At 74.0% G+C, this 26,294-nt stretch carries 23 protein-coding genes; 5 read left to right on the top strand and 18 right to left on the bottom strand.

Annotated elements, in window-relative coordinates; genetic code table 11:
• Positions 1-3: 3 nt before the first annotated feature.
• Positions 4-3,828, top strand: a complete 3,825-nt coding sequence (locus FB476_RS02435; protein ID WP_141817367.1) for a cell wall-binding repeat-containing protein — start codon at positions 4-6, stop codon at positions 3,826-3,828.
• 69 nt (positions 3,829-3,897) lie between these two features.
• Here FB476_RS02435 and FB476_RS02430 read toward each other — a convergent pair whose 3' ends face one another.
• Genes FB476_RS02430 through FB476_RS02420 form a run of 3 tightly spaced genes read right to left on the bottom strand, consistent with a single transcriptional unit; the run spans position 3,898 to position 6,993 of the window.
• Positions 3,898-5,091: an FAD-dependent oxidoreductase gene (locus tag FB476_RS02430; RefSeq protein WP_141817366.1), complete on the bottom strand. Its 1,194-nt coding sequence runs from the start codon at positions 5,089-5,091 to the stop codon at positions 3,898-3,900.
• Between the two features lies 1 nt (position 5,092).
• Positions 5,093-5,794 carry a class I SAM-dependent methyltransferase gene (locus tag FB476_RS02425; protein WP_141817365.1) on the bottom strand — a complete coding sequence of 234 codons (702 nt, stop codon included), beginning with the start codon at positions 5,792-5,794 and terminating at the stop codon, positions 5,093-5,095.
• On the bottom strand, positions 5,791-6,993 hold the full coding sequence (locus FB476_RS02420) for a type III polyketide synthase (protein ID WP_141817364.1): 1,203 nt from the start codon (positions 6,991-6,993) through the stop codon (positions 5,791-5,793). Before FB476_RS02420 ends, FB476_RS02425 begins: the two co-directional genes overlap by 4 nt.
• A 91-nt stretch (positions 6,994-7,084) precedes the next feature.
• Here FB476_RS02420 and FB476_RS02415 point away from each other — a divergent pair, with 91 nt between their 5' ends.
• On the top strand, positions 7,085-7,555 hold the full coding sequence (locus FB476_RS02415; RefSeq protein ID WP_141817363.1) for an OsmC family protein: 471 nt from the start codon (positions 7,085-7,087) through the stop codon (positions 7,553-7,555).
• 45 nt (positions 7,556-7,600) lie between these two features.
• On the opposite strand, the gene FB476_RS02410 is transcribed toward FB476_RS02415, so the two are convergent.
• The 5 genes from FB476_RS02410 to FB476_RS02390 all read right to left on the bottom strand — a co-directional run bounded on the left by FB476_RS02410 (position 7,601) and on the right by FB476_RS02390 (position 13,464).
• Positions 7,601-8,530: a cation diffusion facilitator family transporter gene (locus FB476_RS02410; RefSeq protein WP_141817362.1), complete on the bottom strand. Its 930-nt coding sequence runs from the start codon at positions 8,528-8,530 to the stop codon at positions 7,601-7,603.
• Positions 8,531-8,594: 64 nt separating this feature from the next.
• On the bottom strand, positions 8,595-11,285 hold the full coding sequence (locus tag FB476_RS02405; protein ID WP_141817361.1) for an AAA family ATPase: 2,691 nt from the start codon (positions 11,283-11,285) through the stop codon (positions 8,595-8,597).
• Positions 11,282-12,631, bottom strand: a complete 1,350-nt coding sequence (locus tag FB476_RS02400; RefSeq protein ID WP_202876877.1) for a metallophosphoesterase family protein — start codon at positions 12,629-12,631, stop codon at positions 11,282-11,284. Before FB476_RS02400 ends, FB476_RS02405 begins: the two co-directional genes overlap by 4 nt.
• A 90-nt stretch (positions 12,632-12,721) precedes the next feature.
• Positions 12,722-13,081, bottom strand: a complete 360-nt coding sequence (locus FB476_RS02395; protein ID WP_202876876.1) for a CrcB family protein — start codon at positions 13,079-13,081, stop codon at positions 12,722-12,724.
• Positions 13,078-13,464 carry a fluoride efflux transporter FluC gene (locus tag FB476_RS02390; protein WP_141817360.1) on the bottom strand — a complete coding sequence of 129 codons (387 nt, stop codon included), beginning with the start codon at positions 13,462-13,464 and terminating at the stop codon, positions 13,078-13,080. Before FB476_RS02390 ends, FB476_RS02395 begins: the two co-directional genes overlap by 4 nt.
• Positions 13,465-13,577: 113 nt before the next feature.
• Between FB476_RS02390 and FB476_RS02385 the strand changes: the two genes are divergently transcribed.
• Both FB476_RS02385 and FB476_RS02380 read left to right on the top strand, forming a co-directional pair.
• Positions 13,578-15,020, top strand: a complete 1,443-nt coding sequence (locus tag FB476_RS02385) for a hemolysin family protein (protein ID WP_141817359.1) — start codon at positions 13,578-13,580, stop codon at positions 15,018-15,020.
• Positions 15,017-16,093: a hemolysin family protein gene (locus FB476_RS02380; protein WP_141817358.1), complete on the top strand. Its 1,077-nt coding sequence runs from the start codon at positions 15,017-15,019 to the stop codon at positions 16,091-16,093. The genes FB476_RS02385 and FB476_RS02380 overlap by 4 nt, the downstream gene beginning before the upstream one ends.
• A 205-nt stretch (positions 16,094-16,298) precedes the next feature.
• Here the strand turns inward: FB476_RS02380 and FB476_RS16825 are convergent, their stop codons facing one another.
• From FB476_RS16825 to FB476_RS02340, 8 genes are all read right to left on the bottom strand, one after another.
• Positions 16,299-17,120 (bottom strand): C40 family peptidase, encoded by an 822-nt coding sequence (locus FB476_RS16825; protein WP_238329518.1) that lies wholly within the window; start codon positions 17,118-17,120, stop codon positions 16,299-16,301.
• Positions 17,121-17,615: 495 nt separating this feature from the next.
• Positions 17,616-18,302 (bottom strand): iron-dependent transcriptional repressor DtxR, encoded by a 687-nt coding sequence (locus FB476_RS02370; protein ID WP_141817357.1) that lies wholly within the window; start codon positions 18,300-18,302, stop codon positions 17,616-17,618.
• A gap of 43 nt (positions 18,303-18,345) precedes the next feature.
• Positions 18,346-19,032, bottom strand: coding sequence for a pyridoxamine 5'-phosphate oxidase (gene pdxH / locus FB476_RS02365; protein ID WP_238329517.1), 687 nt, complete (start codon positions 19,030-19,032; stop codon positions 18,346-18,348).
• A gap of 5 nt (positions 19,033-19,037) precedes the next feature.
• A complete protein-coding gene (locus FB476_RS02360) occupies positions 19,038-19,433 on the bottom strand; it encodes a hypothetical protein (RefSeq protein WP_141817356.1) in 396 nt (131 codons plus the stop codon).
• A gap of 51 nt (positions 19,434-19,484) precedes the next feature.
• On the bottom strand, positions 19,485-21,245 hold the full coding sequence (locus tag FB476_RS02355) for a gamma-glutamyltransferase family protein (RefSeq protein ID WP_141819755.1): 1,761 nt from the start codon (positions 21,243-21,245) through the stop codon (positions 19,485-19,487).
• Positions 21,246-21,380: 135 nt separating this feature from the next.
• Positions 21,381-22,676 carry an MFS transporter gene (locus FB476_RS02350; protein ID WP_238329516.1) on the bottom strand — a complete coding sequence of 432 codons (1,296 nt, stop codon included), beginning with the start codon at positions 22,674-22,676 and terminating at the stop codon, positions 21,381-21,383.
• A complete protein-coding gene (locus tag FB476_RS02345) occupies positions 22,673-23,113 on the bottom strand; it encodes a MarR family winged helix-turn-helix transcriptional regulator (RefSeq protein WP_141817355.1) in 441 nt (146 codons plus the stop codon). Before FB476_RS02345 ends, FB476_RS02350 begins: the two co-directional genes overlap by 4 nt.
• Before the next feature lie 122 nt (positions 23,114-23,235).
• Entirely contained in the window at positions 23,236-24,702 is a 1,467-nt protein-coding gene (locus FB476_RS02340; RefSeq protein ID WP_141817354.1) for an NCS2 family permease, read from the bottom strand.
• An 18-nt stretch (positions 24,703-24,720) separates the two neighbouring features.
• On the opposite strand from FB476_RS02340, the gene FB476_RS02335 reads away from it, so the two are divergent.
• Positions 24,721-24,984: a DUF2530 domain-containing protein gene (locus FB476_RS02335; RefSeq protein ID WP_141817353.1), complete on the top strand. Its 264-nt coding sequence runs from the start codon at positions 24,721-24,723 to the stop codon at positions 24,982-24,984.
• Positions 24,985-25,011: 27 nt separating this feature from the next.
• Here FB476_RS02335 and FB476_RS02330 read toward each other — a convergent pair whose 3' ends face one another.
• Together FB476_RS02330 and FB476_RS02325 are read right to left on the bottom strand one after the other, a co-directional pair.
• Complete coding sequence (locus FB476_RS02330) at positions 25,012-25,758, bottom strand: DUF3027 domain-containing protein (RefSeq protein WP_141817352.1); 747 nt, start codon at positions 25,756-25,758, stop codon at positions 25,012-25,014.
• Between the two features lie 5 nt (positions 25,759-25,763).
• A complete protein-coding gene (locus FB476_RS02325) occupies positions 25,764-26,165 on the bottom strand; it encodes a cold-shock protein (RefSeq protein WP_141819751.1) in 402 nt (133 codons plus the stop codon).
• Positions 26,166-26,294 lie beyond the last annotated feature (129 nt).

The following is a 26,294-nucleotide window of genomic DNA, read 5'->3' as shown; positions in this document are numbered from 1 at the left end:
GCGATGGCCGCGCCGACCGAGCTGAGCAGTGAGAAGGCGACCTACATCGTCCAGCTGAAGGACACCCCCATCGCGGCCTACGAGGGTGGGATCCGCGGCCTGTCCGCGACGAAGCCGCAGACCGGGGACAAGGTCGACGTCGAGAGCAGCTCGGCGCAGGCCTACGCCGACCACCTGTCCAAGCAGCGTCAGAGCACGCTGAAGGCGGTGGGCATCGCGAGCGACCGCGTGGTCGCCGAGTACGACACCGTCTTCAACGGCATGGCGGTCGAGCTGACGCAGAGCGAGCTCGCCCACCTCCGCAAGCAGGGCAACGTGGTCCAGGTCTGGGAGGACGAGGTCCGCCACGCGGACACCGTCCAGACCCCCGACTACCTCGGCCTGAGCGGCGAGGGCGGCGTCTGGAACTCCTACTTCGAAGGCCCGGAGAACGCCGGTGAGGGCATCATCGTCGGCGTCATCGACACCGGTATCGACCCGCTCAACCCGAGCTTCGCCGGCGACGGTTTCGCTCCCGCGCCCGCGGACTGGAACGGCGACTGCGCCGAGGCCGGCACCGACTGGTACGGCGAGTTCGAGTGCAACGGCAAGATCATCGGCGCACGCTGGTACGGCGCCGAGTACGGCAACAACGTCATCGACGGCGAGTACACCTCGGCCCGTGACCGCAACGGCCACGGCAGCCACACCGCCGGCACCGCCGCCGGCAACCACGGCGTCGACCTGCGCATCGGCGGCATCCCGCTGGGGCAGGCCTCCGGCATGGCGCCGGCCGCCTACCTGGCCGTCTACAAGGGCCTGTGGCAGACCGCCGACGGCAACGGCTCGGGCACCACCGCGGGTCTCGTCCAGGCCATCGACGACGCCGTCGCCGACGGTGTCGACGTGATCAACTACTCGATCTCCGGCTCGAGCACCTCGGTGACCGGCCCGGACGAGATCGCGTTCTTCTACGCGGCCGCTGCCGGCATCTTCGTGGCCACCTCCGCCGGAAACTCCGGTGACACGGTGGGCGAGTCCTCGGTCGCGCACAACGCCCCGTGGACCACCACGGTCGCGGCGAGCACCCACTCCCGCGGTGCCGAGATGGACGTCACCGTGGGTGGCCCCGCCGTCGAGCGCTGGTCGGGCAGCGACCGCTACGCCACCGCCGCCCGCATCGCGGACGAGTACACCGCCCCGGTGGAGCGCGTCTACCTCGCGAGCGGTCGCGACTTCGCGGACGCCCTGGCGGCCGCCCCGGCCGGTGCCGCGGGGGGCTTCTCCCCGGCCGCCGAGCTCTGGGAGACCTCCGAGAGCCCCGTCCTGCTGACCAAGCAGGACGGCCTCCCGGCGGTCACCGCTGACGCGCTGGACATGCTGCTGCCCCAGGAGGTGGTCATCCTCGGCGGCCCCGTGGCCGTCAGCCAGGACGTCGAGGACCAGCTGGTCGACGCCGGCTACACCGTGCGTCGCGTCTTCGGCGCCAACCGCTACGAGACCGCGGCCGAGCTCGCGCTGCAGCGTGAGGGTGGTGTCGACACCGTCTACGTCGCCACCGGCGAGGCCGGCGCCTTCCCCGACGCCCTGTCCGGCGGTCCGCTGGCCAGCGTCGACGGCGCCCCGATCCTCCTGACCCGTCGCGACCACGTGCCCGCGGCGACCCGTGAGGCCATCGCGGAGCTCGCCCCGAGCAACATCGTCGTCCTGGGCGGCCCGGTCGCCGTCTCCGAGGCGGCCTACGCCGAGCTCGGCGCGACCGAGCGCATCTCCGGCGCCGACCGCTACGCCACCTCCGCCGCCATCGCGGCCCGTTTCGAGGCCAGCGTCAGCATGGCCCTGGTCGCGAGCGGGGAGAACTTCCCCGACGCGCTCTCGGCGGCCGCCTTCGCCGGCTCCCGCGGCGTGCCCGTCGTCCTGACCAAGTCGTCCTCGCTGCCCAACGTCGTGGTGCCCGAGCTCGAGCGCCTCGACCCGGCCCTCGTCCCGCTGGCCGGTGGCGAGATCGCCGTCGGCACCACGGTCGAGACCACCCTCACCGAGATGTTCCCCGGCGAGGAGGCCCAGACCTTCTCCGGTGTCGGCAACGGCTCCGGCACGGTCGGCGAGCTCGTCGACGCCGAGGACATCCCGGCCGCCGGCTTCACCGCAGCCGACTCGCGCCTGTGCCTGCTCGGCTCGGTGGACGACGCCGCGGCCGCGGGCAAGATCGTCATCTGCACGCGTGGCTCCAACGCCCGCGTGGAGAAGTCCCAGGAGGTCCTGGAGTCCGGCGGCATCGGCATGATCCAGGTCAACAACAACGACACGGAGTCGCTCAACGCCGACTTCCACTCGGTGCCCTCGATCCACCTCACCGGCACCGACGGTGCGGCGGTCAAGGCCTACGAGGAGAGCTCGGCGCGTCCGGTCGCGCGCATCTCCGACCAGTCCACCGACCCGGTGAACGCCCCGGAGATGGCCGGCTTCTCGTCCTACGGCCCGGCCCTGGCCGGTGGTGGTGACCTCCTCAAGCCGGACATCACCGCCCCCGGTGTCGACATCGCGGCCGCCTACCACGGCGACTGGGACGACCCCGGCACGCCGACGTTCGACCAGATCTCCGGTACCTCCATGTCGTCGCCCCACATCGCGGGCCTCGCTGCCCTGATGAAGCAGGAGTTCCCCGGCTGGAGCCCCGCCGCGATCAAGTCGGCCATGATGACGACCGCTCGCGACACCGACGACAACGGTGGACCCATCCAGCGGGCCGGCTCCGACGCCTCCCCGCTGGACTACGGCGCCGGTGAGGTCCGCCCGGGTGCCTCCTACAACCCCGGCCTGGTCTACGACGCCGGTGTGATCGACTGGCTGGACTACCTCTGCGCCGTCGCGCCGGCCGCGGTCGACGGGTGCACCGGCGGGGAGGACGCCAGCGACCTCAACTACCCGAGCATCGCGATCGGCGACCTCGCCGGGTCGCAGACCGTGACCCGTACCGTCACCGACGTCACCGGCGTCGGCGGCACCTACGCGGTCGAGGTCGAGGCCCCCGAGGGCACCACCGTGTCCGTCTCCCCCGAGGTCATCGAGGTCCCGGCGAACGGCACCGCGACCTTCGAGGTCACGATCACCGTCACCACCGCGGCCCCCGGTCAGTACACCTTCGGGCAGCTGCGCCTGGTGAACGGCGACATCGTCGTCGAGAGCCCGATCGCGGTGCAGCCGGTGTACATGTCGGCCCCCACCGAGGTCACCGGCGAGGGCGTCGAGGGCTCGACCGGCCTGTCGTTCACGCCGGCCTTCGACGGCGAACTGGACCTGCAGGTCGCCGGGCTGGTCGCCTCGCAGGTCGCCGACCGCACGGTCGTCTCCGACGGTCCCGAAGGCGGAGCGGGCGTGGGAGACAACATCTTCCAGATCACGGTTCCGGCCGGGACCAAGACCCTTCGGGTCGGGTTCTTCGACGAGGAGATCTCCGTGCCCGGCACGGACATGGACCTCTACCTCGCGACGAGCGCTGGGTCGATCATCGCCCAGAGCGCCAACGAGGGTTCGGACGAGAGCATCACGATCCAGGACCCGACCCCGGGCACCTACCTCGTGGCGATCGACTACTGGAACGGTGCCCGCGGCGCCAGCGCGACGGTGCCGACCCACATCTGGGCGGTGTCCTCGTCGGCGGGCAACCTGACGGTCGACCCGTCGAGCGTGAGCACGGTGTCCGGCGAGCCGGTCGACGCCACGCTCTCGTGGACCGGTCTCACCGCGTCCCGCCGCTACCTCGGCCTCGTGTCCTACCTCACCGGTGGCGAGGAGGTCGGTCGCACGATCGTCGACGTGACGACCGGCGCGCCCGCGGCCAGGTGACCTGACCCGGTCGTTCGCAGCAGGGCCCGTCTCCCCCTCGGGGGAGGCGGGCCCTTCCGCTGTCCTCCGTCAGCCGGCGTGCATCGTGAACGCCCGGGCGAGCCGGTCCCGGGCGGGGGTCGCCAGCAGGGCCCGCACCACGCCGGCCCGGGTGGTGTCGAGCGGCAGGGCCATCGGCCGGCCCGCCTCCATGTTGAGCTCGGCCCGGCGGGCAGCACGCCGGGCGGCGGCCAGCCGCTCGCGCTCCACCTCCCGCAGCGCCGCCACCCCCTCGAGCGGACCGGTCCGCCCGCTCCGCACGACGTCGACCACCGCCGGTGCCAGCGCACGGGCGTCGGCCCAGCCGAGCGTGATGCCCTGGCCCCCGATCGGGCTGATCTCGTGGGCCGCGTCGCCGACCACCACGGACCGCCCGGCGACCATCCGTTCCGCCAGCCGGCGCCTCACCCCGAACGCGCTGACCATCGTCGAGGTCGGCACGTCGGGACGGTGCCCCGTGCGTCCGGCGACGAGGTCGGCGAGCAGCTCCGGACGCTCGGGAAGCATGGCACCGGCGGTGTGCACCACCCATCGGCGCACCCCGTCGGGCAGCGGGAAGGACTCGACGATGCCCTCGCGCTCGAGATGCAGGACGGCCGTGCTGCCGTCGTCGGTGCCGTCGGCGAAGTCCCCCATGAGGTAGGTGTGACCGTAGGTCCGCTGCTCCACCCGGATGCCGGCCCGCCGCCTCACCAGGCTGCGGGCACCGTCCGCGCCGACGACGAGGGCGGCCCTCCACCGCCGGGTGCCCGACGCCCCCTCGCCGTCAGGGGCGCGGGTGACGAGACGACGGACACCCGCCGGCACCACGTCGATCTCGACCACCTCGGTCCCCTGCTGCAGCGCGTCCGGCGCGAGGACCGCGAGCCGGGCCCGCAGGAGCGCCTCGGTGCGGTCCTGCGGCAGGGACAGCACGAACGGGCGGTCCGGCCAGGCCCGCTCGAAGGTCAGCGTCCCCAGGTGGCGACCCCGGCAGCGGGCCGTCCCCGCGCGGATCGCCACGCCCCGGGCCACCGCCTCCTCGTCCAGGTCCAGCACGGCGAGCGCGTCCAGGGCCGGCGGGTGCAGCCCGATGGCCCGCGGGTGGGAGCTGGGCTCGGTGCGACGCTCCAGCACCACGACGTCCAGCCCCTCCTGGGCCAGCAGGCAGGCCAGGTAGAGACCGCACGGCCCCGCCCCCACCACGACGACGTCGCAGGTGCGGTCCTCGCTCGGGGGCGCCACGTCATACCCCCACGTCGTGGACGAGCAGCGTGCGCCAGGGCGCCTGGGGGCGTGCCTCCCACCCGGGTGGGGCCGCCGCGCCGAGCTCGTCGACCGTGTAGCTGCGGCGGATCGACACCAGCCCGTCGGCGCGGATGAAGGAGCCGGGGAAGAACGGCAGGGTGCCCACCGAGAACAGCAGGTATGCCGTGCGGCTGCGCCGGATGTCGCTGTGCACCACCCGCCGCCCGGCGAGGCGGCGCGAGTGGTCGAGCACCGCGGCCAGCTCCCGGTCGTCGAGGTGGTGCAGCACGTGGTTGGAGACGACGAGGTCGAAGCGGGCGCCCTCGGCGACCAGGTCTCCGGTGGTCGCCCGGCGGAAGGTCACCCCGGGGCGGGCCGGGCGCGACGTGGCCCAGGCGTGCGCCCGCGGGTCGGGGTCGATGCCGGTGACCTGCAGCTCGTGGCCGTCCCGGGCCGCCCAGCCGGCCAGAGCGCGGGCGAGGTCTCCCCCGCCGCTGCCCACGTCGAGGAGGGTCGTGGCCGAGCCGTCGCGCAGCAGCGGCCGGAGCAGCGTCGCGTAGGTGGTGCGCCACCCGGCGACGACGGCGTTGACGACCCGGAAGGCGGCGTAGGTGCGCCGCAGCGCGGCCTCGTCGCAGGCCGGGTCGTCCATTCGCTCGCGGGCGTCCCGGTCCCGCGCATCCAGGGGCGGCAGGATCACCGCGCCCCGGCGGGCTCCGGCTCGACCGCCCGGGGCTGCACCTCCGGCAGGTCCGCCTCGGGTGCCACGTCGGCGGCGAGCTTGGTCATCAGGGCGGTCTCGACGGTCAGCCCGGGGCCGAACGCCATGGCGCAGACGCGTTCCGACCCCGCCCCGAGCGGCTGCTCGAGGATGTTCCTGAGCACGAAGAGGATGGTCGCGCTGCTCATGTTGCCGAAGTCGCGCAGCGTCTCCCGGGACGCGGTGACCTGCTCGGGCCGCAGCTCGAGCCGGGCCTCGACCTTGTCGACGATGCTGCGTCCGCCGGGGTGGACCGCCCAGTGCTCGATCTCCTCGTAGGCGCGGCCCGCCAGCGACGGGTCGCGTGCGAGCAACGGCTCGAGGGCGCCGGTGATGTGCTCATCGATGATGTGCGGCACGTAGGTGCCCAGGACCATCTCGAAGCCGTGGTCGCCGATGTTCCAGGCCATCGCCTCCTCGCCGACCGGGGTGAGCACCGTCTCGAAGTGGTCGAGACGGAGCACCGGCCTCGTGGAGGGCAGGTCGCGACCGGTGACGACGGCGGCGCCCGCACCGTCGCCGAAGAGCGACGCACCGAGGATGGTGTCGGGGTCGTCGGTCACCCGCACGTGCAGCGAGCACAGCTCGGTGCTGACGACGAGCACGACCGCGTCGGGGTCGGCGCGGCAGATGTCCGTGGCCTGGCGCAGCGCCGGGAAGGCGGCGTAGCAGCCCATGAAGCCCAGGTGGTAGCGCTGCACGGCCGGGTTCAGCCCGAGGGCGCGCACGATGCGGTAGTCCGGCCCCGGGCAGAAGAAGCCGGTGCACGACACCGTGATGACGTGGGTGACGTCGGCCGCCTCCACCCCCTCGCAGGACGCGAGGGCGGCTGCGGCGGCCCTCGTGTAGAGCTCGGTGGCGACCTCGACGTAGAGGTCGTTGCGCGTGGCCGTGCTCGGGTTGAGGATCTGGCGGGTGCGCGCGTCGAAGAAGACGGGGTCCTCGACCGTCCGGGAGAGATCCATCTCCGAGACGGCGGTGTGCCGTCGCTCGATGCCGGACGTGGCGAAGGCGGCGGTGACGAGCCGGGAGGCGAGCCGGCTGAGCCCGGGCTGCGCGGCGAAGACCTCCCGCACCTCCTCCTGGCGCAGCACGGTGTCGGGCACGGCGACTTCCAGGGACCTGAGGGTGACAGCCATGGACCATTCTCACGGCAGATCCCCCGCCGTCTCCTGCCGAAGCGCCCCCGGCGGCCGGCGGGGTCTCGCGCGCAGGTGCGAGAGTGTCGCCATGGCGACGCACACCTACGAGCTCGACGTGACGTGGACCGGCGACCGCGGCACCGGCACCTCCGGCTACCGGGCCTACGCCCGCGACGTCCTGGCGCGCAGCGAGGGGCGGCCGGACCTCCTGCTCTCGGCCGACCCGACCTTCCGCGGCGACGCCCGGCGGTGGAACCCCGAGGTGCTGCTGCTGGCGTCGTTGAGCGAGTGCCACCTGCTGTCCCTGCTGCACGTGGCCGTCATGCACGGGGTGACGGTGACGGCCTATACCGACTCCCCCGTGGGATGGATGGAGCAGGAGGGCATCGGCGGCCGGTTCACCCGGGTGCTGCTGCGGCCGCAGGTGACGATCACCGACCCCGAGCACGTCGACCTGATGCCGCGGCTGCACGAGGAGGCGGGGAGGGCGTGCTTCATCGCCTCCTCGATGAACTTCCCCGTCGACCACGAGCCGACCACGCTGGTCGCCCCCGCCTGACGGCGCCAGGTATGCCGCCGCGCGGCGCGGCCTGAGGCCGGCCCCTCAGGCGTGGGTGGGGTGCTCGTGGTCGGCGTGCCCCGCCGCCTCGAACTGGATCGTCGAGTGCGTCACGTCGAAGTCGTCGGACAGGCACCCCTGCAGCTCGTCGAGCAGCGAGGCGAGGTGCCCGTCGTGGAAGCAGGACTCCTCGACGACGACGTGCGCCGTGAGCACGGGCAGACCCGTCGCGACCAGCGTGGCGTGCAGGTCGTGGACGTCGGTCACGTGCGGGACGCCGAGGATGCGTTGCCGGACCCGATCGAGGTCCAGGCCGCGCGGGGTCGACTCCATCAGCACGTGGACCGTCTCACGGAGCAGGGCGACCGTGCGGGGGACGATGAGGGCCCCGATGAGCAGGGAGGCGAGGGCGTCGGCGCGCCACCAGCCGGTCGTGGCCATGACGACGGCGGCCACGATCACCGCCACCGAGCCGAGCGCGTCGGCCAGCACCTCGAGGAAGGCCGCCCGCAGGTTGAGGTTGCTCCCCCGCGCCCCGGCCAGGAGCGCGAGGCCCACGAGGTTGCCGACCAGGCCGACGACGCCGAAGAGGAGCAGCAGCCCCGACGGGACCTCCGGCGGCGCGACCAGCCGTCGCACGCCCTCGACGAGGATGAGGACCCCGACGACCAGGAGCACGGCCGCCTGCAGCGCGGCCCCGAGGACCTCGGCCCGGCGGAAGCCCCAGGTCCGCGACGAGGTGGCCGGGCGGGTGGCGAGGTGGGCCGCGACGAGGGCGGTGGCGAGCCCCGCGACGTCGGTGAGCATGTGCCCGGCGTCCGCCAGGAGCGCCAGGCTGCCCGTGAGGGCGGCGCCCACGAGCTCCGCGACGAGGACCCCGACGGTCACGGCGAGGACGACCGCCAGCCGGCCCCGGTGCTGCCCGACCTCGACGGCGTGGGCGTGGGGGTGCCCGGGGTGCGACCGCTCAGCCACGGCCGCTCCCCCGCTCCGACGGGTCCGCGGCGACCATGCTGCCGATGCTACGCCGGACGCCCGGTCAGGCCGGGAGGCGGACCGTGCTGGCCTGCGGGACCGCGGCGTAGCGGTCGGGGGTGCAGGTCAGCAGGATGACCTGCACCTCGGCCCCGGCGGCGCTGGCACCGAGCACCTCGCCCATCTGCCGCAGCCGGTCCGGGTCGGTGTAGCCGAGGGCGTCGTCGAGCACGACCGGCACGCCCTGGTCGGGGTCGACCAGCCGGGCCACCGCGAGCCGGGCGAGGATGCCGAGCTGCTCCTTGGCGCCGCCGGAGAGCTCCTCGAAGGGGACGGTCCGCCCGTCCAGGGTGCGGGCCCGGACCACGAGCTGGTCGTCGACCGTGACCCCGAAGGTCGGGCCGTAGACCCGCCGGCCCAGCTCCTCGAGGGCCCGGGTGAACGGACGGGCGTAGGTGGCGTGGGCCCGGTCCCGGTGCTCGGTCAGCGTCCGCCACAGGTGGCGGGCCGCCCGCGCGCGTCGGTCGACCGAGGCCAGCCGGCGCTCGCACTCGTCGAGGGCCGCGACGGCCTGGTCGTAGAGCTCGCGGCGCCCCTCGCTCTGCGCCATCTCGACCTGGCCGGAGAGCGTGTGCAGCGTGACGCCGGCGGCCTGGCAGGCCCGCTCGGCCTCCTCGAGGCGACGCGCCGCAGACGCCAGCCGGTCGGCGACGGCCTGGACGTCGGCCTCGGCGAGTGCCCGCCGCGCCCGGGCCTCGGCCAGCTCGGCCTCGGCCAGGACTGCGGACCGACGCTGCAGCTCCTCGTCCAGCGCCTCGTCGGGCATGGTCTCGCGCGCCCGGTCGAGGTCGGCCCGGGCCTGCTGCTCCTGACGGCGCAACGACTCCAGCGAGCCGTCGGCCCGGTCGAGCCGGGCCCGCAGCGTCGCGACTCCCCGCAGCCGCTCGCGATGGGCCTCGACGGCGGCGCGGCGTGTCTCGCGGAGCACCTGCACCTCGGCGGCGGCCGCGCGGGCGACGGCCCGGGCGGTGGCGACGTCGTCGGGCAGCGGATGGTCGCGGTCCGGCCGGTCGCCCGCGGCGGCCAGCTCGCGGACCTCCGCGAGCTCCGCCACCAGGGCGTCGGGGACGGCCCCCGCGAGCGCCTGGCGCAGGACGGTCGCCGGGCGCCCGGCGAGCAGCGTCTCGAGGTCGCGGGCGAGGTCGCGCACGGCTCCCTCCGCGGCGGCGGTGGCGTCGGCGGCCGCAGCCAGCTCGTCGACGCTCCGGGCGCCCGCCTCCGCCAGCAGCTCCTCGAGCTCGGCGCGGACGGCCGCCAGCTCCTCGCGGCGCTCGCGCCCACCCGCCTCGGGCTCGAGGACGACACGCACGGCACCGGGGACGGTGAGGACCAGCTCGTCGGTCAGGGCCCGGTCGAGCACCTCACCGGCCGGCAGCACAGTGGGTGTCCCGGTGGCCTCGGACCCCACCTCGACGCTGCCGTCGAGCGACTCGACCCGGACCCGGGCGCTGGCGGCCTCGTGGCGCGCGGCGAGGACCTCGGCACGCTGGTGCAGCTCGCGCGCCCGGCGGACCTCCCGCGGACCGACAGCACGCGCCGGCACCGACGCCCGCGCCGCGGCCAGCCGGTCGACGACGTCGCGGACCCGCTCCACGAGGGTCTCCAGACCGCGCACCTCCTCGAGCTGGCGCAGGTGGTCGACGTCGGCACGGGCGAGGTCGGCGACCGCCTCGGCCCGCTCCAGCTCCTCGTCGGCGCGGGCGACGGCGGCCTCTGCCTCGGCGAGGGCGGGGCCGAGCCGCTCCAGCGCAGCCGCGTCGTCGGCCCGGCGCTCCTCGGTCTGGTGCAGCTCGGCGGCGAGCCGCCCCAGCTGCGCGGCCTGCTCGGCGCGCTGCGACCGGTCGTGCGCGATCGCGCGGGAGCGCTCGCGGGCCTGCCCGAGCACGGCGCGGGCGGTGGCGTGCGCCTCCAGCAGGGCGTCGGCGCGGGCCTGCGCCTCGAGGGCGGCCGCGTGCTCGGCCCGGACCTGCTCCAGCCGCTCCTCGGCGGCCTCGAGCTCGACCCGGGCGGCCTCGCGGCGGTCGAGCAGCCGCTCGGCCTCCTCGAGGCGGCGGTGGGCCTCGCCGACGGCGTCCTGGGCCTCGGTGTGGTCGGTCATCGCCCGGCGGTAGTCACTCGTCGGGCGACCGGTGCGGGTGAAGTAGGTGAGGTACTCGCGCTCCACGAGGTCGAGGACCTGGTCACCGCCCTCGGCGTGCAGCTCGGAGCCGGAGGCGGCGTCGAGCGCAGCGCTGAGCACGGCGCTGTCGGCCAGCGGCGCGACCCGGCCGTCGTCGGACTGGGCCAGGCGCAGGGCGTCCCACAGGGTGCGGTCGAGACAGTCGCGCAGCAGCTGCTCCATCCGGGCGTGGGCGGCCTCCCCCGACAGCTGCTCCGGCACCGGGGAGAGCACCTCGAGGGTCGTCGTGGGCTGGCGCAGCCAGCGCTTGGCGTAGCGGACCCGGTGGCCGCCGATCGTCAGCTCGGCCTCGACGTAGGGGCCGACGTCGCGGCCCACGGGCTGCAGCCGGCGGACCTCCTTGCTCGAGGAGGTGGACTTCAGGCGCGGGTCGAGCAGCTTGTCGAAAGCCTCGAGCAGCGTCGACTTGCCGACCTCGTTGGGCCCCTCGACGACGACCACCCCGGTCTCGGGCAGCTCGACCGTGCGCTCGCGCACGCCCTTGACGTCGCGCACGGTGATGCGGTGCACCCTCATGCGGCACCCCCGCGGGTGAGGCGGTAGAGCAGGGCGAGCGCGTCGCGGGCGCTCTCGGCGTCGTCCTCGCGGCCGGGAACGAAGGCGGACCCGGTCACGGGCTCGTCCTCCGTGGGATCGCCCTCGCCGGTCGGGGCGAGGAGGTCGTCCCGGCGGTCGTCCGCGACGGACGCGGCACCGACCCCGCCCTCCCGGACGCCGCCGACGGGCGCCACCGGCCGGGCCCACGCACGGATCTCCTCGACCGCCGTGGCCAGGAAGCCGCCGAGGCCGAGGTCGGCCCACTCGGTGTCGTCGTCGAGGACGGCCAGGTCGGTGTGCCTGCCCCAGCGGTCGAGGACGGCCAGGGTGTCGCGGTGCCGGGTGCAGAGCTCCTCGAGGCGGGCGTGCTGGGCCACGGTCAGCTCGCCGGTGAGCGCGAGCCGCACGATGGCCCGGTCCTTGTCGGAGATCGCGGTGAGCACGGAGTCGAGGCGGTCGAGGTCGGCGTCCGAGCCCAGCCGCTCGGAGACGAGGTGGAAGGCCCAGGTGCCGACGTGGTGCGGGGTGACCCGGGCGGGCTCGCCGGGGGCGACCTCGACGACCAGCACGTCGCCGGGCCGGTCCTCGCGCCAGGAGGTGGGCTCGGGCGCCCCGGGGTAGCCGATCGCCGCGGTGCCCGCCACCTCGGTGCGCGAGTGCCGGTCGCCCAGGGCGACGTAGTGGATGCGCCCCTCGGCGAGCGCCGCGAGGAGCGGGCCGGTGGCGATCGTCGCGGGGTTGCGGCGGTCGGGGTCGAGCTCGTCGACCGCGCCGTGCCCCACGACGACGCGCACGACCCCCTCCGGGGCAGGGCCGACGGGAACGGTGGCGAGGGCCTCGGCCACCAGGTCGCGGCCCGGGTGCTTGCTGCGCCAGGGCGCGGCGACCAGCTCCACCCCGGGCGCCACCTCGCGGGGACCCGTGGCGTCGAGGACGTGCACGTGCTCGGGCGCCTCGCCGTGCAGCACCGGGGAGGTCCAGACCGACATGGCGTCGAGCGGGTCGTGGTTGCCTGGCAGCAGGTAGACGGGCACGGGCACCTCGCGGAGGGCGTCGAGGGCGCGGCGCACGGTCTGCGGGGTGAGCTGGTTGCTCTCGAAGACGTCGCCGCAGACGACGACGAAGGCGCACCCCTGGTCGCGGGCCACCCGCCCGAGCCGCCGGATCGCGTCGACGCGCGACTGCGCGAAGCGGGCCTGGGCCTCGCCCGCGAGGAAGCGCCGCGTCATGCCGATCTGCCAGTCGGCGGTGTGCAGGAACCGGACCACGGGGCGCTCCTTCCTCCGCTCGGACCAGCGGCGCTGGGGGATCGTCTGCGTGCCCACCACGGTAGGAGACCGCTCCGACAGACCCGGGGAGGCCGGGGTGCTGTGTCGGTCACGCCCGTGCTCGGTCGGCGGGCGCGCGGCGGGCGGTCAGGACAGCAGGTGCAGCGTCAGCAGGGCGGCACCCAGGCCGAGCACCAGCGTCACGCCCAGGTATGCCGCGGCCCGGCCGGGCGAGCGCCTCGCCAGCTCGGCGGTCTGGAGGGCCAGGGTGCTCCACGTGGTCAGCGCCCCGCACAGGCCGGTCCCGAGGAGCAGGAGGAGGACGGGGTCCTCGACGAGGGCGACCAGGGCCCCGAGCAGGGCGGCGCCGGTGGTGTTGGCGACGAGCACGCCCCGCAGCGGACCCCAGGGTGCGGTCGAGAGCAGCTGACGGACCACCGCCCCGGCGGCGCCGCCGACGGCGACGGCCAGGACGGCCCAGCCCCACGCCATACCCCCGCCGCTCATGCGCCGGCCTCCCGCCGCACCGCACGGCCGCCCAGCCAGGCGCACCCCACGCACAGGACCGGGGTGAGCAGGGTGTAGAGCAGGGCGGTGGCCGGCGCGACGGCCCCCAGCGCGGCCACCTGGACCGCGAAGGTGGAGAAGGTCGTGAACCCGCCGAGCAGACCCGTCGTCCAGAACGCCCTCCTGGACGCCTCCACCGACGGCCCTGCGAGGAGGACCGCGAGCGCGCCGATCAGGAGCGACCCCACCACGTTGACGAGCAGCGTCGCCACCGGAAGCCCGCCCTCGGCGGCAGGGAGGACGCCCTCGACGCCCCACCGCAGCAGGCTCCCGACGGCCCCGCCCAACGCGACGGCGGAGAGGATCCGGGGGTCGGGGAGCACGGTGCGAGCCTAGTTGCGCCGTACACTTGGCGGATGACGTCCTCGAGTGCTGATTCCTCAGACAGTCCTAGGCCGGGCAGTGCCCGGCTCCCCAGAGGTGGCAGGGGCACCTCGTGCTGATCGCGACCGGGATCGCGGTCATCGTCGTCCTCACCCTCTTCACCGGCTACTTCGTCGCCCAGGAGTTCGCCTACGTCAGCGTCGACCGCGGCCGGCTGCGCCAGCTGGCCGACGAGGGCGACCAGGCCGCCGCCCGCGCGCTGAGGATCACCTCCCGGCTCTCCTTCACCCTCTCCGGCGCGCAGTTCGGCATCACCGTCACGGCGCTGATGGTCGGCTACCTCGGCGAGGAGCTGCTCGTCCGGGGCCTGACCGAGAGCTATGCGGACATCGGCTGGCTGGCCCGCGCCGCGATGATCTCCCTCTTCTCCATCGGCACGCTGGTGTTCTCGACCGTGCTGCAGATGGTGATCGGCGAGCTCGGCCCCAAGAACCTCGCGATCGCCCGCCCGGTGCCGCTGGCGCGGGCGCTGTCGCGCACCACCCTGATCTACCTGACGATCCTCGGCCCGGTCATCCGGCTCTTCGACATGGCGTCCAACGCGCTGCTGCGCTCGGTCGGCATCGACCCGGTCGAGGAGCTCCCCCAGGGGGCGACCCCGGAGGACCTGACCCGGATCATCGCCGAGTCGCACAGCGGCGGCACCCTCGACGAGGAGCTCTCCACGCTGCTGGGCCGGGGCCTGGCCTTCCGTGAGCGGGTGGCCCAGGAGGTCATGACCCCGCGCACGTCCGTCCACACCGTCCAGGCCGACGAGACGGCCGCCACGGTGCTGGAGGCGCTCCACACCGGGCACGCCCGCTTCCCCGTCGTCGGCCGCGACATCGACGACGTCGTGGGCGTCATCGGCCTGCACGGCCTGCTCCAGGTCGACCCCGAGGACCGGGCGACCACGGTCATCCGCGACCTGTGCGAGGACGCCGTCATCCTGCCCGAGTCGCTGCCGCTGCCCAAGGTGCTCGAGGCGCTGCGCACCCACCACCAGCAGCTGGCCGTCGTCGTCGACGAGTACGGCGGCTTCGCCGGCATCGTCACCTTCGAGGACGTGGCCGAGGAGGTGGTCGGCGAGATCTGGGACGAGGACGACGCCGAGGAGTCCACCAGCCAGGACCGCGGCGACGGCATCTGGGACCTGTCGGCGCGGCTGCGCATCGACGAGGTCGCCCAGCTCACCGGCATCGAGCTGCCCGAGAGCGAGAACTACGACACCCTCTCCGGCCTGGTCCTGGACCGCCTCGGTCGGACCGCCGAGGAGGGTGACTCCGTGCTCGTGCGGTGGACCAGCCGCGACGGCGAGGGCGACGAGTACGTCCACCAGACCCGCCTCGACGTCGTCACGACGCAGCGGTTCGTGCCCGAGACGGTCGTCATGCACCCGCAGGTGACGCGGACGATGTCTGCCTGGGCGGCCCTGACCGAGGAGGAGCGCGAGCAGCTCTCCTCCGACGCGACGCCCGTCATCGTGGCGGCCGAGACCCCGGAGGTGGCGCGATGAGCACCCCCGTCGCCCTGATGGTCAGCGTGCTGCTGCTCGTCGCCAACGGCTTCTTCGTCGCCGCCGAGTTCGCCATCGTGGCGGCCAAGCGGCACCGGCTCGAGGAGCGTGCGGAGGAGGGCAGCCGCGCGGCCCGCGCCGCCGTGGAGGCCTCACGCGAGCTGTCGCTCATGCTGGCCGGCGCGCAGCTCGGCATCACGCTGTGCACGCTGGCCCTCGGTGCGCTGGCCAAGCCGGCCGTCGCCCACCTGCTGGAGCCCGTGATCTCGACCGTCGGCGTCCCCGACGTCGCGGTGCACGCCGTCGCGGTCGTGCTCGCCGTCTCCGTCGTCGTCTTCCTGCACATGGTCGTCGGCGAGATGGCCCCCAAGTCGTGGGCGATCTCGCACCCCGAGAGCTCGGCGATCCTGCTGGCCCTGCCCTTCCGGGCCTTCACCTGGGTCTCCCGCCCGCTGCTGTGGCTGATGAACGAGCTGGCCAACGTGCTCCTGCGGCTGGTACGCGTCGACCCCGTCGATACCCTGGCCAACGCGCAGACCCCGGCCGACCTGCAGCTGCTGCTCGCCCAGTCCTACGAGCACGGCGTGCTCGGGGACGCCGACCACCAGATCCTCTCCGGCGCCCTGCGCCTGGAGGAGAAGACGGTGGCCGAGGTGATGTTCCCGACGACGGCGGCCGTCACGGTGCCCCGCACGGCCACGGCGGCCGACGTCGAGCGGATCAGCCGCGACAGCGGCCGCTCCCGCCTCTTCGTCGTCGAGCCCGCGGGCCGGGCCGGCCAGCAGCGCATCCGCGGCATCGTGCACGTGCGCGACGCCATCATGGCGACCGCCGAGGGACGGGCGGACGACTCGCTGCTGTCCTTCCTGCAGCCGGTGGCCTCGCTCCCCTCCTCGATGCCGCTCATCGACGCCGTGACGAGCCTGCGCCAGCAGCGCGCCCAGCTCGCGCTCGTGCGCGACGAGCAGGGCCGGGTCGTGGGCATGTCCTCGATGGAGGACATCCTCGAGCAGATCCTCGGTGAGTTCGACGACGAGTCCGACGAGGCGACGACCGAGCACGCGTCGGCCTGAGCCTCCCACCGGCGGCCGGCGCCCCCACGGGGGCGCGAGCAGGTCGGGGCGCACCCGAGGTCGTCGACCTGGAGGGTGCACGTGAACCCTCCAGGTCGACAGGGCCGGGCGTGTCCCGGCCTGAGGTGACGTCCGCCCCAGGCCCCGAGCACGACGAAGCCCCCTCCCGGATCCGGGAGGGGGCCTCGTGAAGGTCGTGCGTCGGTCAGCCCACGCGGCCGTAGCCGGAGACGCCGCTGAAGACGGCGCGCAGCTGCGTCGGGATGCCGGGGCGGCCCGAGTCGTACATCATGCCGTTGCCGGCGTAGATGCCCACGTGGTAGGCCGGGTAGCCGAAGAACACCAGGTCGCCCGGCTGCGGGTTGCTCACCGGGGTCGCGGAGGCCTGCTGGGCGGCCGCCGTGCGCGGCAGCGAGATGCCGACCTGCGCGAAGACGAACTGGGTGTAGCCGGAGCAGTCGAAGCCGGCTGGGGTGGCGCCGCCGTAGACGTAGGGGATGCCGGTGTAGGCGGCGGCGACGGACAGGACGCCACCGGTCGGGGCCGGGGCGGCGGCCGGGGCCGGGGCCGGAGCGGGCTCGGGCGCCGGGGCGGCCTGCTGGGCCGGGGCGGCCTCGGCGGCGGCCGGCTGCGCCTCGGCGGCCGGGGCGGCGGCGCGCTCGTTGCTGCGGCTCGCGGCGACCTCGGTGCGCGCCTCGACGGCGGCCTCCGCCGGGGTCGGCTCGGTCACGATGCGCACGGCGGTGAAGCCGGAGGTGCCGAAGCTGGCGGCCTCGTCGACCTTCTCGGGTGCAGGGACGGCCTTGGCGGGCTTCTCGGCGGCGGCGACGGTCTCGACGGCGCGGACGAGGGTCTCGGCGACCGGGACGCCCGACAGGGACTCCGAGGAGCCGGTCGCGGGGTCGGCCGACGCGGCGACGGCGGTGCCGGCCAGCAGACCGGTCGAGGTCGCGGCGACGGCGGCGGAGCGGGACAGTGCTGTGGTGCGGCTCGGCGCGCGGTGGCGGCCGTGGGGGCGCAGGGTCACGTTGGGGTCCTCCAGATGCCTACGGGGTGAGCTGTCGGGCTGCGGATGGAGTTTCCGCCGGTGTCGGTGGGCGCCGGCACCGTGAGCCCCAAGGGCCGTCACGGGTAACGGCCCGAAGGTGGGTCCCCCGCTCCTGTCTGCGGTATGTCGTGCTGGTCCCCAGGGCGCGCTGACAGGACTCGGCAGAGAGCGCTACGGGGGTCCCTCCAGGGGAGAGGAACGGTTCGAAAGACTACACAACCGCCCGGAGCAATGTCACGGTCAGGTAACGAAACTGTGGACAGACTGCTCCCAGGTGGCCTCCAGAAAGCCGCTGACCTGGGATGACACTATCTACTCGGCAGTCACCTCCGTGACCGATGTCACATCCGACACGTGCAACCTCGAGTTGCCGGACGACACAGGGGCGGGCCCGGGCAGGGCCCGGGTGCGCAAGGGGTCCGGAGAGGGGTCGCAGGGCGGCGGTGGGCCGCCCGAAGGGCCCGGGCGCAGCCGTCAGCCGCAGAAGATGTGGGAGGCGACGTCGACCGGCAGCGAGACGGCCTCGCCGCCCACGGCCTCGACGATCGTGCGCTCCGACTCGCCCCAGACGATGACCTCGGCACCGGGCCGCACGCCGGACTCCAGCAGGAGCCCCAGGACCTCCGGGTCGACCTGCACGGGCTCGCCGATCCGCACGACGCGGGTGGAGGTGCGCACGCCCTCCCCGGCGGCGGCGGCGATCTCGTGGCTGGGGCGGCCCGAGGCCGGGGGCGCGGCGGGGTGCCCGAGCTCCTCGAGCCCCGGGACCGGGTTGCCGTAGGGCGAGGTGGTGCCGTCCTGCACCAGGTGCAGGATGCGCCGCTCGACGTCTTCGCTCATGACGTGCTCCCAGCGGCACGCCTCCTCGTGGACGTAGGCCGGGTCCAGCCCGATGACGTCGGTGAGGAGCCGCTCGGCCAGGCGGTGCTTGCGCATGACGCGCACCGCGGCGAGGCGACCGTCGGGGGTGAGCTCGAGGTGGCGGTCGGGCGCGACGTGGAGCAGCCCGTCGCGCTCCATGCGGGCGACCGTCTGCGAGACGGTCGGGCCGGACTGCGCCAGGCGCTCGGCGATCCGGGCACGCATGGGGACGACCCCGTCCTCCTCGAGCTCGAGGATGGTCTTGAGGTACATCTCCGTGGTGTCGATCAGCTCGCTCACGACCGCCATCCTACGTAGCGGAAAGCGCACCCGGGCCGGGCGGTCACGGGGCGAGCCGGACGCGACGCCAGGCGGTGGGGTCGTCGAGGGCCCCGGGGCCGACCCGTTCCCACACGAGCCGGTCGTGCAGGCGGCTGGGCCGACCGGCCCACAGCTCCACCCGGTCGGCCACCACGCGGTAGCCGCCCCAGCCCTCCGGCACGGGGACGTCGTCAGGGCTGCCGGTGTCGGGATAGCGCGCCGCGGCCTCGGCGTAGGCCGCCTCCAGCGTGGCCCGGTCGGGCACCGGCTCGGACTGCGCGGAAGCGTGGGCGCCGATGCGGGCGCCCCACGGCCGGCTGCGGAAGTAGGCGAGCACCTCGTCCTCGGGGAGCAGCTCGGCATACCCCCGGAAGCGCACGGCGCGATACATCGAGGGCCACGTCAGCGAGGCGGCGACGCCGGGGTTGGCCGCCAGCTGCCGCCCCTTGGTCGAGCGGGTGCTGGTGTAGAAGGCCGGACCCCGGTGGTCCAGCCCGCGCAGCAGCACGGTGCGCACGTCGGGCACGCCGTCGGCGTCGACCGTGGCGACCGACATCGCGGTCGGCTCGGGCACGTCGCCCCGCTCCGCCGCGCGCTCGACGGCCGCCTCGATCCAGGCCTCAACGATCTCCAGCGGCGCCTCCGGGGCGGAGTCCTCCGACAGACCCTCGCCGTCGTACTCCTGGCGGAACCTCCGCAGCGGGTCCACGCGGCTCACTTCTTCGGGCGCCGGGGCAGGGTGATCGTGCGGCGCAGCTCGGCCGGCGAGACGCGCTTGGACGGGTCGGCGTTGAGCAGGAGCACGTCGAAGGAGGCGTCGGTGTGCGGGTGGGTGCCCACCGGCTCACCGCGGGAGAAGACGACCCAGTAGGGCTGACCGCGGTGGAAGACCTGCTGCAGCGTGCCCTCGATCACGGAGTCGGCGTGCTCCAGGGCCCGCTTGCGCGGGTTGTTGCGGACGCGGTCCGTGCGCTCGCTCACGAACGCCTTGGCGGGCTCGCGGTTCTTGAGCATCTGCTCGACGAGCTTCGGCCCGTACTTCTGCGCCAGCGTGTAGACGACCGGGCCGTACTTCAGCGCCAGCTTGGTGTAGTTGGTAGCGGCTGCCACACGTCCTCCTGCTCGAGATGCTGCTGGACCACCGTAGGCGATGCCCGGCGGCTACCGGCCGACGGCATAGCCCTGCATGCCGCGCGGGTTGGCCGCCGCCGACACGATGCCCGTGCCGGGATCGCGCCCGACGGCGCAGAGGCGACCGAGCGTCCACGGCCCCTGCTCCAGCACCTCGTGCCCGCGGGCGCGCAGCCCGTCCAGCAGCTCGGCCCCGAACCGGGACTCGGCGAGCACGACGCCCGGCTCGCTCGCCCGCGGGTGGAAGCTGCCGGGGAAGCTCGTGGTGTGCAGCTGGGGGGCGTCGACCGCCTCCTGCAGCGCGAGCCCGTCCACGAGGTGGCGCAGCAGGAAGGTGCTCTGCCACTGGTCCTGCTGGTCGCCCCCCGGGCTGCCGCAGGCGAGCACGGGTATGCCGTCGCGCAGCACGAGCGTGGGTGTCAGGGTGGTGCGGGGGCGGCGGCCGGGCACGAGCGAGCTCGGCAGGCCCTGCTCGAGCCACATCATCTGCAGCCGGCTGCCGAGGGCGAAGCCGACCTCGGGGATGAAGGGCGAGGACTGCAGCCAGCCGCCGCTGGGGGTGGCGGAGACGAGCATGCCCCAGCGGTCGACGACGTCGACGTGGCAGGTGTCGCCGCGGGTCTCCCCCTCGGCGGTGACCTGCGGCTCGGCCGGGTCGCGCCCGACGGTGGGCTCCCCCACCGTCGCGTCCGCGTCGCCCGCGCCCTCGACGAGGAGCGCCTGGGCGGCGACGCGGGGGGTGCGCCCTCCCGGCGAGCCCGGACGCAGCTCACGGCTGGCCTCCTCCGTGATGAGCGCGGCGCGCCCGGCGGCGTAGGCCGGGTCGAGCAGGTCGGCCAGCGCCACCTCGGCGCTGTCGCCGTACCAGGCCTCCCGGTCGGCCATCGCCAGCTTCCAGGCCTCGACGAGGGTGTGGAGCCCCTCCACCGTGCCGAGGTCGTCCGCCCCGGCCGCGTCGACCGTCTGGAGCACCTGCAGCAGCGCGGGGCCCTGCCCCCAGGCACCGGTCTTGGCGACCGTGACGCCGCGCCAGTCGAGGGTGACGGCGTCCTCCCAGGTCGCCTCGAAGGCAGCGAGGTCGGCGCCCGTCAGGACGCCCGGCAGCACCTGGCCGCCGGAGTGCCGGAAGGGTCGGCGCGCGAAGGCGTCGACGGCCTCGGCGACGAAGCCCTGGGACCACGCGCGGCGCAGCGCGTCGATGCCCTGCTCGCGGGTGCCGCCGGCGGAGGCCTCCTCGACGAGCAGCCGCTCGAGCGTGTCGGCCCAGGCGGGGTTGGTCACCAGGCTGCCCGGCTCGGGCGGCGCACCGTCGACCAGCCAATGGTCGGCCGAGGTCGTCCAGTCCTGGGTGAAGAGCTCGGCGACGGCCTCGATCGTGCGCGAGACCCGCTCCAGGACGGGGTGACCGTGCCGGGCGTAGTGCAGCGCCGGCCCGGCCACCTCGGCCGCGGACATCGTGCCCCGGTCACGGAGCAGCACCATCCAGGCGTCGAAGGCCCCGGGCACGGCGGTCGCGAGCGGGCCGGAGCCGGGGATGCGGTCGAGGCCCGCGGCCGCGAAGTGCTCCGGGGTGGCGCCGGCGGGCGCCGGGCCCTGCCCGCAGAGCACCCGCGGGGTCGGGTCGTCGGCGGAGGCGACGATCAGCGGGAGGTCGCCGCCGGGGCCGTTGAGGTGGGGCTCGACCACCTGCAGGACCAGTCCGGCGGCCACCGCGCCGTCGGCGGCGTTGCCGCCGAGCTCGAGCACGCGCATCGCGGCCGAGGAGGCCAGCCAGTGGGTGCTCGACACCATGCCGTAGGTGCCGGTGAGGGTCGGTCGCGTCGTGAACGTCACGCGCGCCTCAGCCGAGGGTCGCCAGGACCGGCACGAGGATCAGCGCGGCCAGCGCGGCCAGGACGACGATGCGTCGGGTTCGGGCGGTCATCATCAGGTCACCTTCTCGGGGATGGGCTCGGTCAGGGCCGGACCGCGCTCGAGGTAGAGCGGGCGCGCCCAGCTGGCGCGGATGCGCAGTCGCAGGTTGTCGTGGCGCATCAGGTAGATGATCGCAGCCGCGGCCGTCAGTCCGCACGCGATCGTGGCGATGAGGATGGTCCAGCGGGCGCCGAAGGTCTCGCCGACCCAGCCGATGATCGGCGAGCCGATCGGGGTGCCGCCGAAGAAGACGGCCATGTAGAGGGCCATGACCCGGCCGCGGACCTCCTGGTCCACGGAGAGCTGCACCATCGCGTTGGCGCTGACCATGACGGTGAGCGCGGTCAGGCCGGTCGGCACCAGCAGCACGGTGTAGACCGCGAAGGTCGGCGCCATGGCGAGGAAGAAGCTGAAGATGGCGAACAGCCCCAGCGAGCCGAGCAGCAGCCGCCACCGGGGGCGCTCGCGCCGGGCCGCCATCAGGGCGCCCGCCAGCGAGCCGATCGCCATGACCGAGCCCGTGATGCCGTACTCCTCGACGCCCTTGCCGTAGATCTCGGTGGCCATGAGCGCGTTGGTGATCTGGAAGTTCATGCCGAAGGTGCCGTGCATGAAGGCCACGATCATGATGAGGATGATGTCCGGCCGCCGGGCGACGTAGCGGACCCCCTCGCTGATCTTCGCCCGCCCCTTCCCCGTCCGGTCGGGGCGCTTGGCGAGCAGACGGGTGTCCATCATCAGCAGGGCGATGATCACCGCGATGAAGGTGAAGGCGTTGATGATCAGCGTCGGACCGGTGCTGAAGGCCGCGATGAGCAGGCCGGCGGTGGCCGGGCCGAGGAGCCGGCCGAAGTGGAAGGAGGCACTGTTGAGGCCGACCGCGTTGGTCAGCTTCTCCTTGGGCACCATCTCCGAGACGAAGGCCTGCCGCGCCGGGGCGTCGACGGCCGAGGCCACGCCCGAGAGGGTGGCCAGGACGTACATGTGCCACAGCTCCATCGAGCCGTGCAGCACCCACACGCCCATGAGCAGCGCGAAGAACGCCATGAACGACTGGCTGACGAGCATGACCTTGCGCTTGGAGAAGGCGTCGCTGAGCGCGCCGGCCAGCGGGGTCAGGAGCACGGTCGGCAGGAACTGCAGGCCCGTGACGATGCCGAGGGCAGCGGCGGAGTTGTCGGTGAGCTCGGTGAGCACCACCCAGTCCTGGGCGACGCGGCCCATCCAGGTGCCGGTGTTGGAGACCAGGGCACCCGCCGCGTAGATCCGGTAGTTCTTGACCGAGAGCGCGCTGAACATCGCGCTCATCGGGCGACCAGCTCCTCGAGGAGCTCGGCGGCCCGGGCCAGCAGGACCTGGTCCTCGTCGGACAGCTTCTCCAGGCGCTCGGTGAACCAGCGGTCGCGGCGCTCCCGCTCGCCCCGCACGGTCTGCTCGCCCAGCTCGGTGATGGCCAGACGCACCAGCCGGCCGTCGTGCTCGTCGGCCATGCGGGTGACGTAGCCGCCCTCGCAGAGCTGGGCCACGGTGCGGCTCATGCTCGGCGCGCTGACCTGCTCGATGGTCGCCAGCTCGCCGACGGTCCGGGCCTCGGAGCCGAGCTGGGCGAGCACGCTGAACAGGTGGGGGGCGACCGTGCCGCCCGACTCGTAGCGGACGCGGCGCGCGACGCGCATGCACGCCATACGGAGGGTGTGCGCGAGCTCGGGGACGGGGATCTGAGGGGCGGAGGCTGGTGCAGGCATCGGTCGTTAGTCTATCTCATTACCTTGGCTAACGACTTTCCGGAAGCGCCCCCGCCCGGGGCACGTCGACGGCCCGCCCCCGGTCGGGGACGGGCCGTCGTGCGAGGTCTGCCGTGGCGAGGTCAGGAGGCGCCCAGCCACCCCTTGATCGGGTCGATCGCGAAGTAGATGACGAAGAGCACGGCGACGATCCACAGCAGCAGGTGGATCTCACGGGCCTTGCCCCGCACGATCTTGAGGGCGACGTAGGCGACGAAGCCCGCGCCGATGCCCGCGGCGATCGAGTAGGTGAACGGCATGACGACGATCGTGAGGAATGCCGGGATGCCGATCTCGAGGTCCTCCCAGTCGATGCCGGTGACCTGCTGCATCATCAGGAAGCCGACGATGATGAGCGCCGGGGTCGCCGCCTCGTGGGGCACGATCGCCACGAGCGGGGCGAGGAAGGTCGCCAGCAGGAACATGACGCCGGTGACGACCGAGGCCAGACCGGTGCGCGCACCCTCGCCGACACCGGCGGTCGACTCGATGTAGGAGGTGTTGCTGCTGACGCCCGCGGCGCCACCGGCGGCGGCCGCGATGGAGTCGACGACGAGGATGCGGCGGGTGTTGGGCGGGTTGCCCTCCTCGTCGAGCAGGCCGGCCTCGGCACCGACGGCGACCATGGTGCCCATGGTGTCGAAGAAGTCGGCCAGCATGAGCGTGAAGATCAGCAGGAAGACGGCGGTGGCGCCGATCGCGCTGAAGGAGCCCAGCAGGTTGAAGTGGCCCAGCAGCCCGAAGTCGGGGACCTGGACGACCTGGTCGGGCAGCGCCGGGACGTTGAGGCCCCAGCCGGTCGGGTTGGAGCCGTCCTGCGCCTGCGGGCCGATCTTGAAGATCGCCTCCACGATGATGGCCAGGACGGTCGCGCTGATGATGCCGTAGAGGATCGCGCCCTTGACGCGCAGCGTGAGCAGCGCGGCGATGAGGAACAGGCCGATCACGAAGACGAGCGTCGGCCAGCCGGCGAGGAAGCCGCCGACACCGAGCTCCACGGGCACCGGACCGGAGGCCGGGCGGCGGACGACGCCCGCGTCGACGAGACCGATGATCGTGATGAAGAGGCCGATTCCGACGCTGATGGCGGTCTTGAGCTGGGCCGGGATCGCCCTGAAGACCGCCTCGCGGAAGCCGGTGAGGACGAGCACGAGGATGATGAGGCCCTCGAGGACCACGAGACCCATCGCGTCGGCCCACGTCATGCCGGGGAGGCTGGCGATGCCGTAGGCGACGAAGGCGTTGAGGCCGAGGCCGGTCGCCAGCGCCAGCGGGTAGTTGGCGACGGCACCCATGAGGATCGTCATCAGACCGGCGACGAGCGCGGTGCAGGCGGCGATCACCTGGAGGTTGCCGTCGGCGAGGAAGCCACCGGTGCCGTCGGGGACGGTGCCGATGATCAGGGGGTTGAGGACCACGATGTAGGCCATCGTGAAGAAGGTGGCCAGACCACCACGGATCTCCTGGGTCACCGTCGACCCACGCTCGGTGATCCGGAAGTAGCGGTCCACGGCGGTCAGGTCACCACGGGACGGGGCAGGTGCGGACATGCGCGGTAGCGTAGCGGCGTGCCCAGCGATGCCCGCCCCGACCCGCAGGAACCGGCCGAACCGGCTCCCGTGAGCGTGCCGGACCCCGGCCTGCGCACCATCGGCCTGGTGCGCTGGGGCGTCGTCGCCTGGCTGGTCGTGCTGGCCGTGGTCCTCGCCGTGCCCTCGCTGCGCACCGGGGACCGCGCCTGGTGGGTCTGGGTGCCGGTGGCCGGGGCGCTGCTGGGGGCGCTGGGCCACGGCTACCTCGCGCGGGGTCGCGGCAACGCCCGCGACGCCTAGGGACGCCCGCCCGGTGGCGAGGGACCGTCAGCGGTCGACGAACTCGATCTCGGCCTCGTCGTCGAGCACCGGCGGGTCCACCCGCTCGGGAGCCCGACGCTCGACGTCGACCTCGCTGTGCGCGCCGCAGCCGAAGTCCAGCGCGACGACGGAGCCGTCGGCCGGCGACCACTCGTTGGCGCAGACGCCGAAGACCGAGCGCAGCGCACCGGCCATCGGCACGAAGTAGCCGCAGGTCGAGCACGGGGCGGGAGCCTTGCGCGCGATCTCGCTGCGCGGACCGTGGTCGCCGTCGTGCCAACGCCTGGCGGCCGCGTCCCGGCCCTCGGCCGAGAGCACGCGTGGGCGGCCCAGACCGAGCTCCCAGATCGCGAGACGGTCGACCTCCTCCTCGCCCGTGGCCTCGAAGCCGGGCTCGAGGTTGGGGTCGTCCTCGACGTAGGGGGTGCGGTCCTCGGGACCGATGTCGCCGGGGGCGAGCCGCTCGGCGTAGGGGACCCACTCCGGGGAGAGCAGCGCGCCCTCGCCGGGCAGCAGGTGCACCTCGCTGACGGTGGCGCGACGGGCCCGGGGCGCGCGGGAGAGCGTGACGGCCCAGCGCCAGCCCGGGTAGGCGGGCGCGGTGCACGCGAAGCTGTGGGTCGTCAGCCGGTCGGCCTCGGTGACGGCACCGAGGTGCTCGCCGACCGTGCCGGGCTCGGCGATCTCCATCGCGGCAGCACGCGCCACCTCGACCGCGGGGGTGAGGACGGCGTCGGGCTTGAGGGTCGCCACCGGGGTCAGCTCCCCGCCTCGAACTGGTCGGCGACGGCGCGCAGGGCCTTGGCCACGGCGGCACCCTGGCGACGGTCGGGGTAGTGCCCCTTGCGCAGCGAGGTGGAGGCGCTGTCGAGCAGGGCGATGAGGTCCTCGACCACGACCACCATCTCCTCGGCCGGCTTGCGGTCGCGCAGCGAGAGGCCGCGGCTGACCGACGGAGGCGGGTCGAGCAGGCGCACCGAGAGGGCCTGGTCGCCGCGCTTGCCGGCCACGATGTCGAACTCCACACGGGTGCCGCGCTTGAGCGACTCGACGCCCTGGGGCAGGGCGGAGCGCGGGACGTAGACGTCGTGTCCCTCGTCGCTGGACAGGAAGCCGAAGCCCTTGTCCTCGTCGTAGAACCTGACCTTGCCGGTCGGCACGCGGCACCTCACGAAGTAGTAGGGGTAGTGCGGTCCGACGAGGATATCGTCCCGCACCGACGGCGCCTAACGCGTTCTTCCCGCGCAGGTATGCGGTTCGCCGGGGGGCGCCCGGCTCCCGGCGGGGGC

This window comes from Ornithinimicrobium humiphilum (assembly GCF_006716885.1).
GTDB lineage: Bacteria > Actinomycetota > Actinomycetes > Actinomycetales > Dermatophilaceae > Ornithinicoccus > Ornithinicoccus humiphilus.
This window is presented reverse-complemented; position numbering and strand designations above follow the sequence as displayed.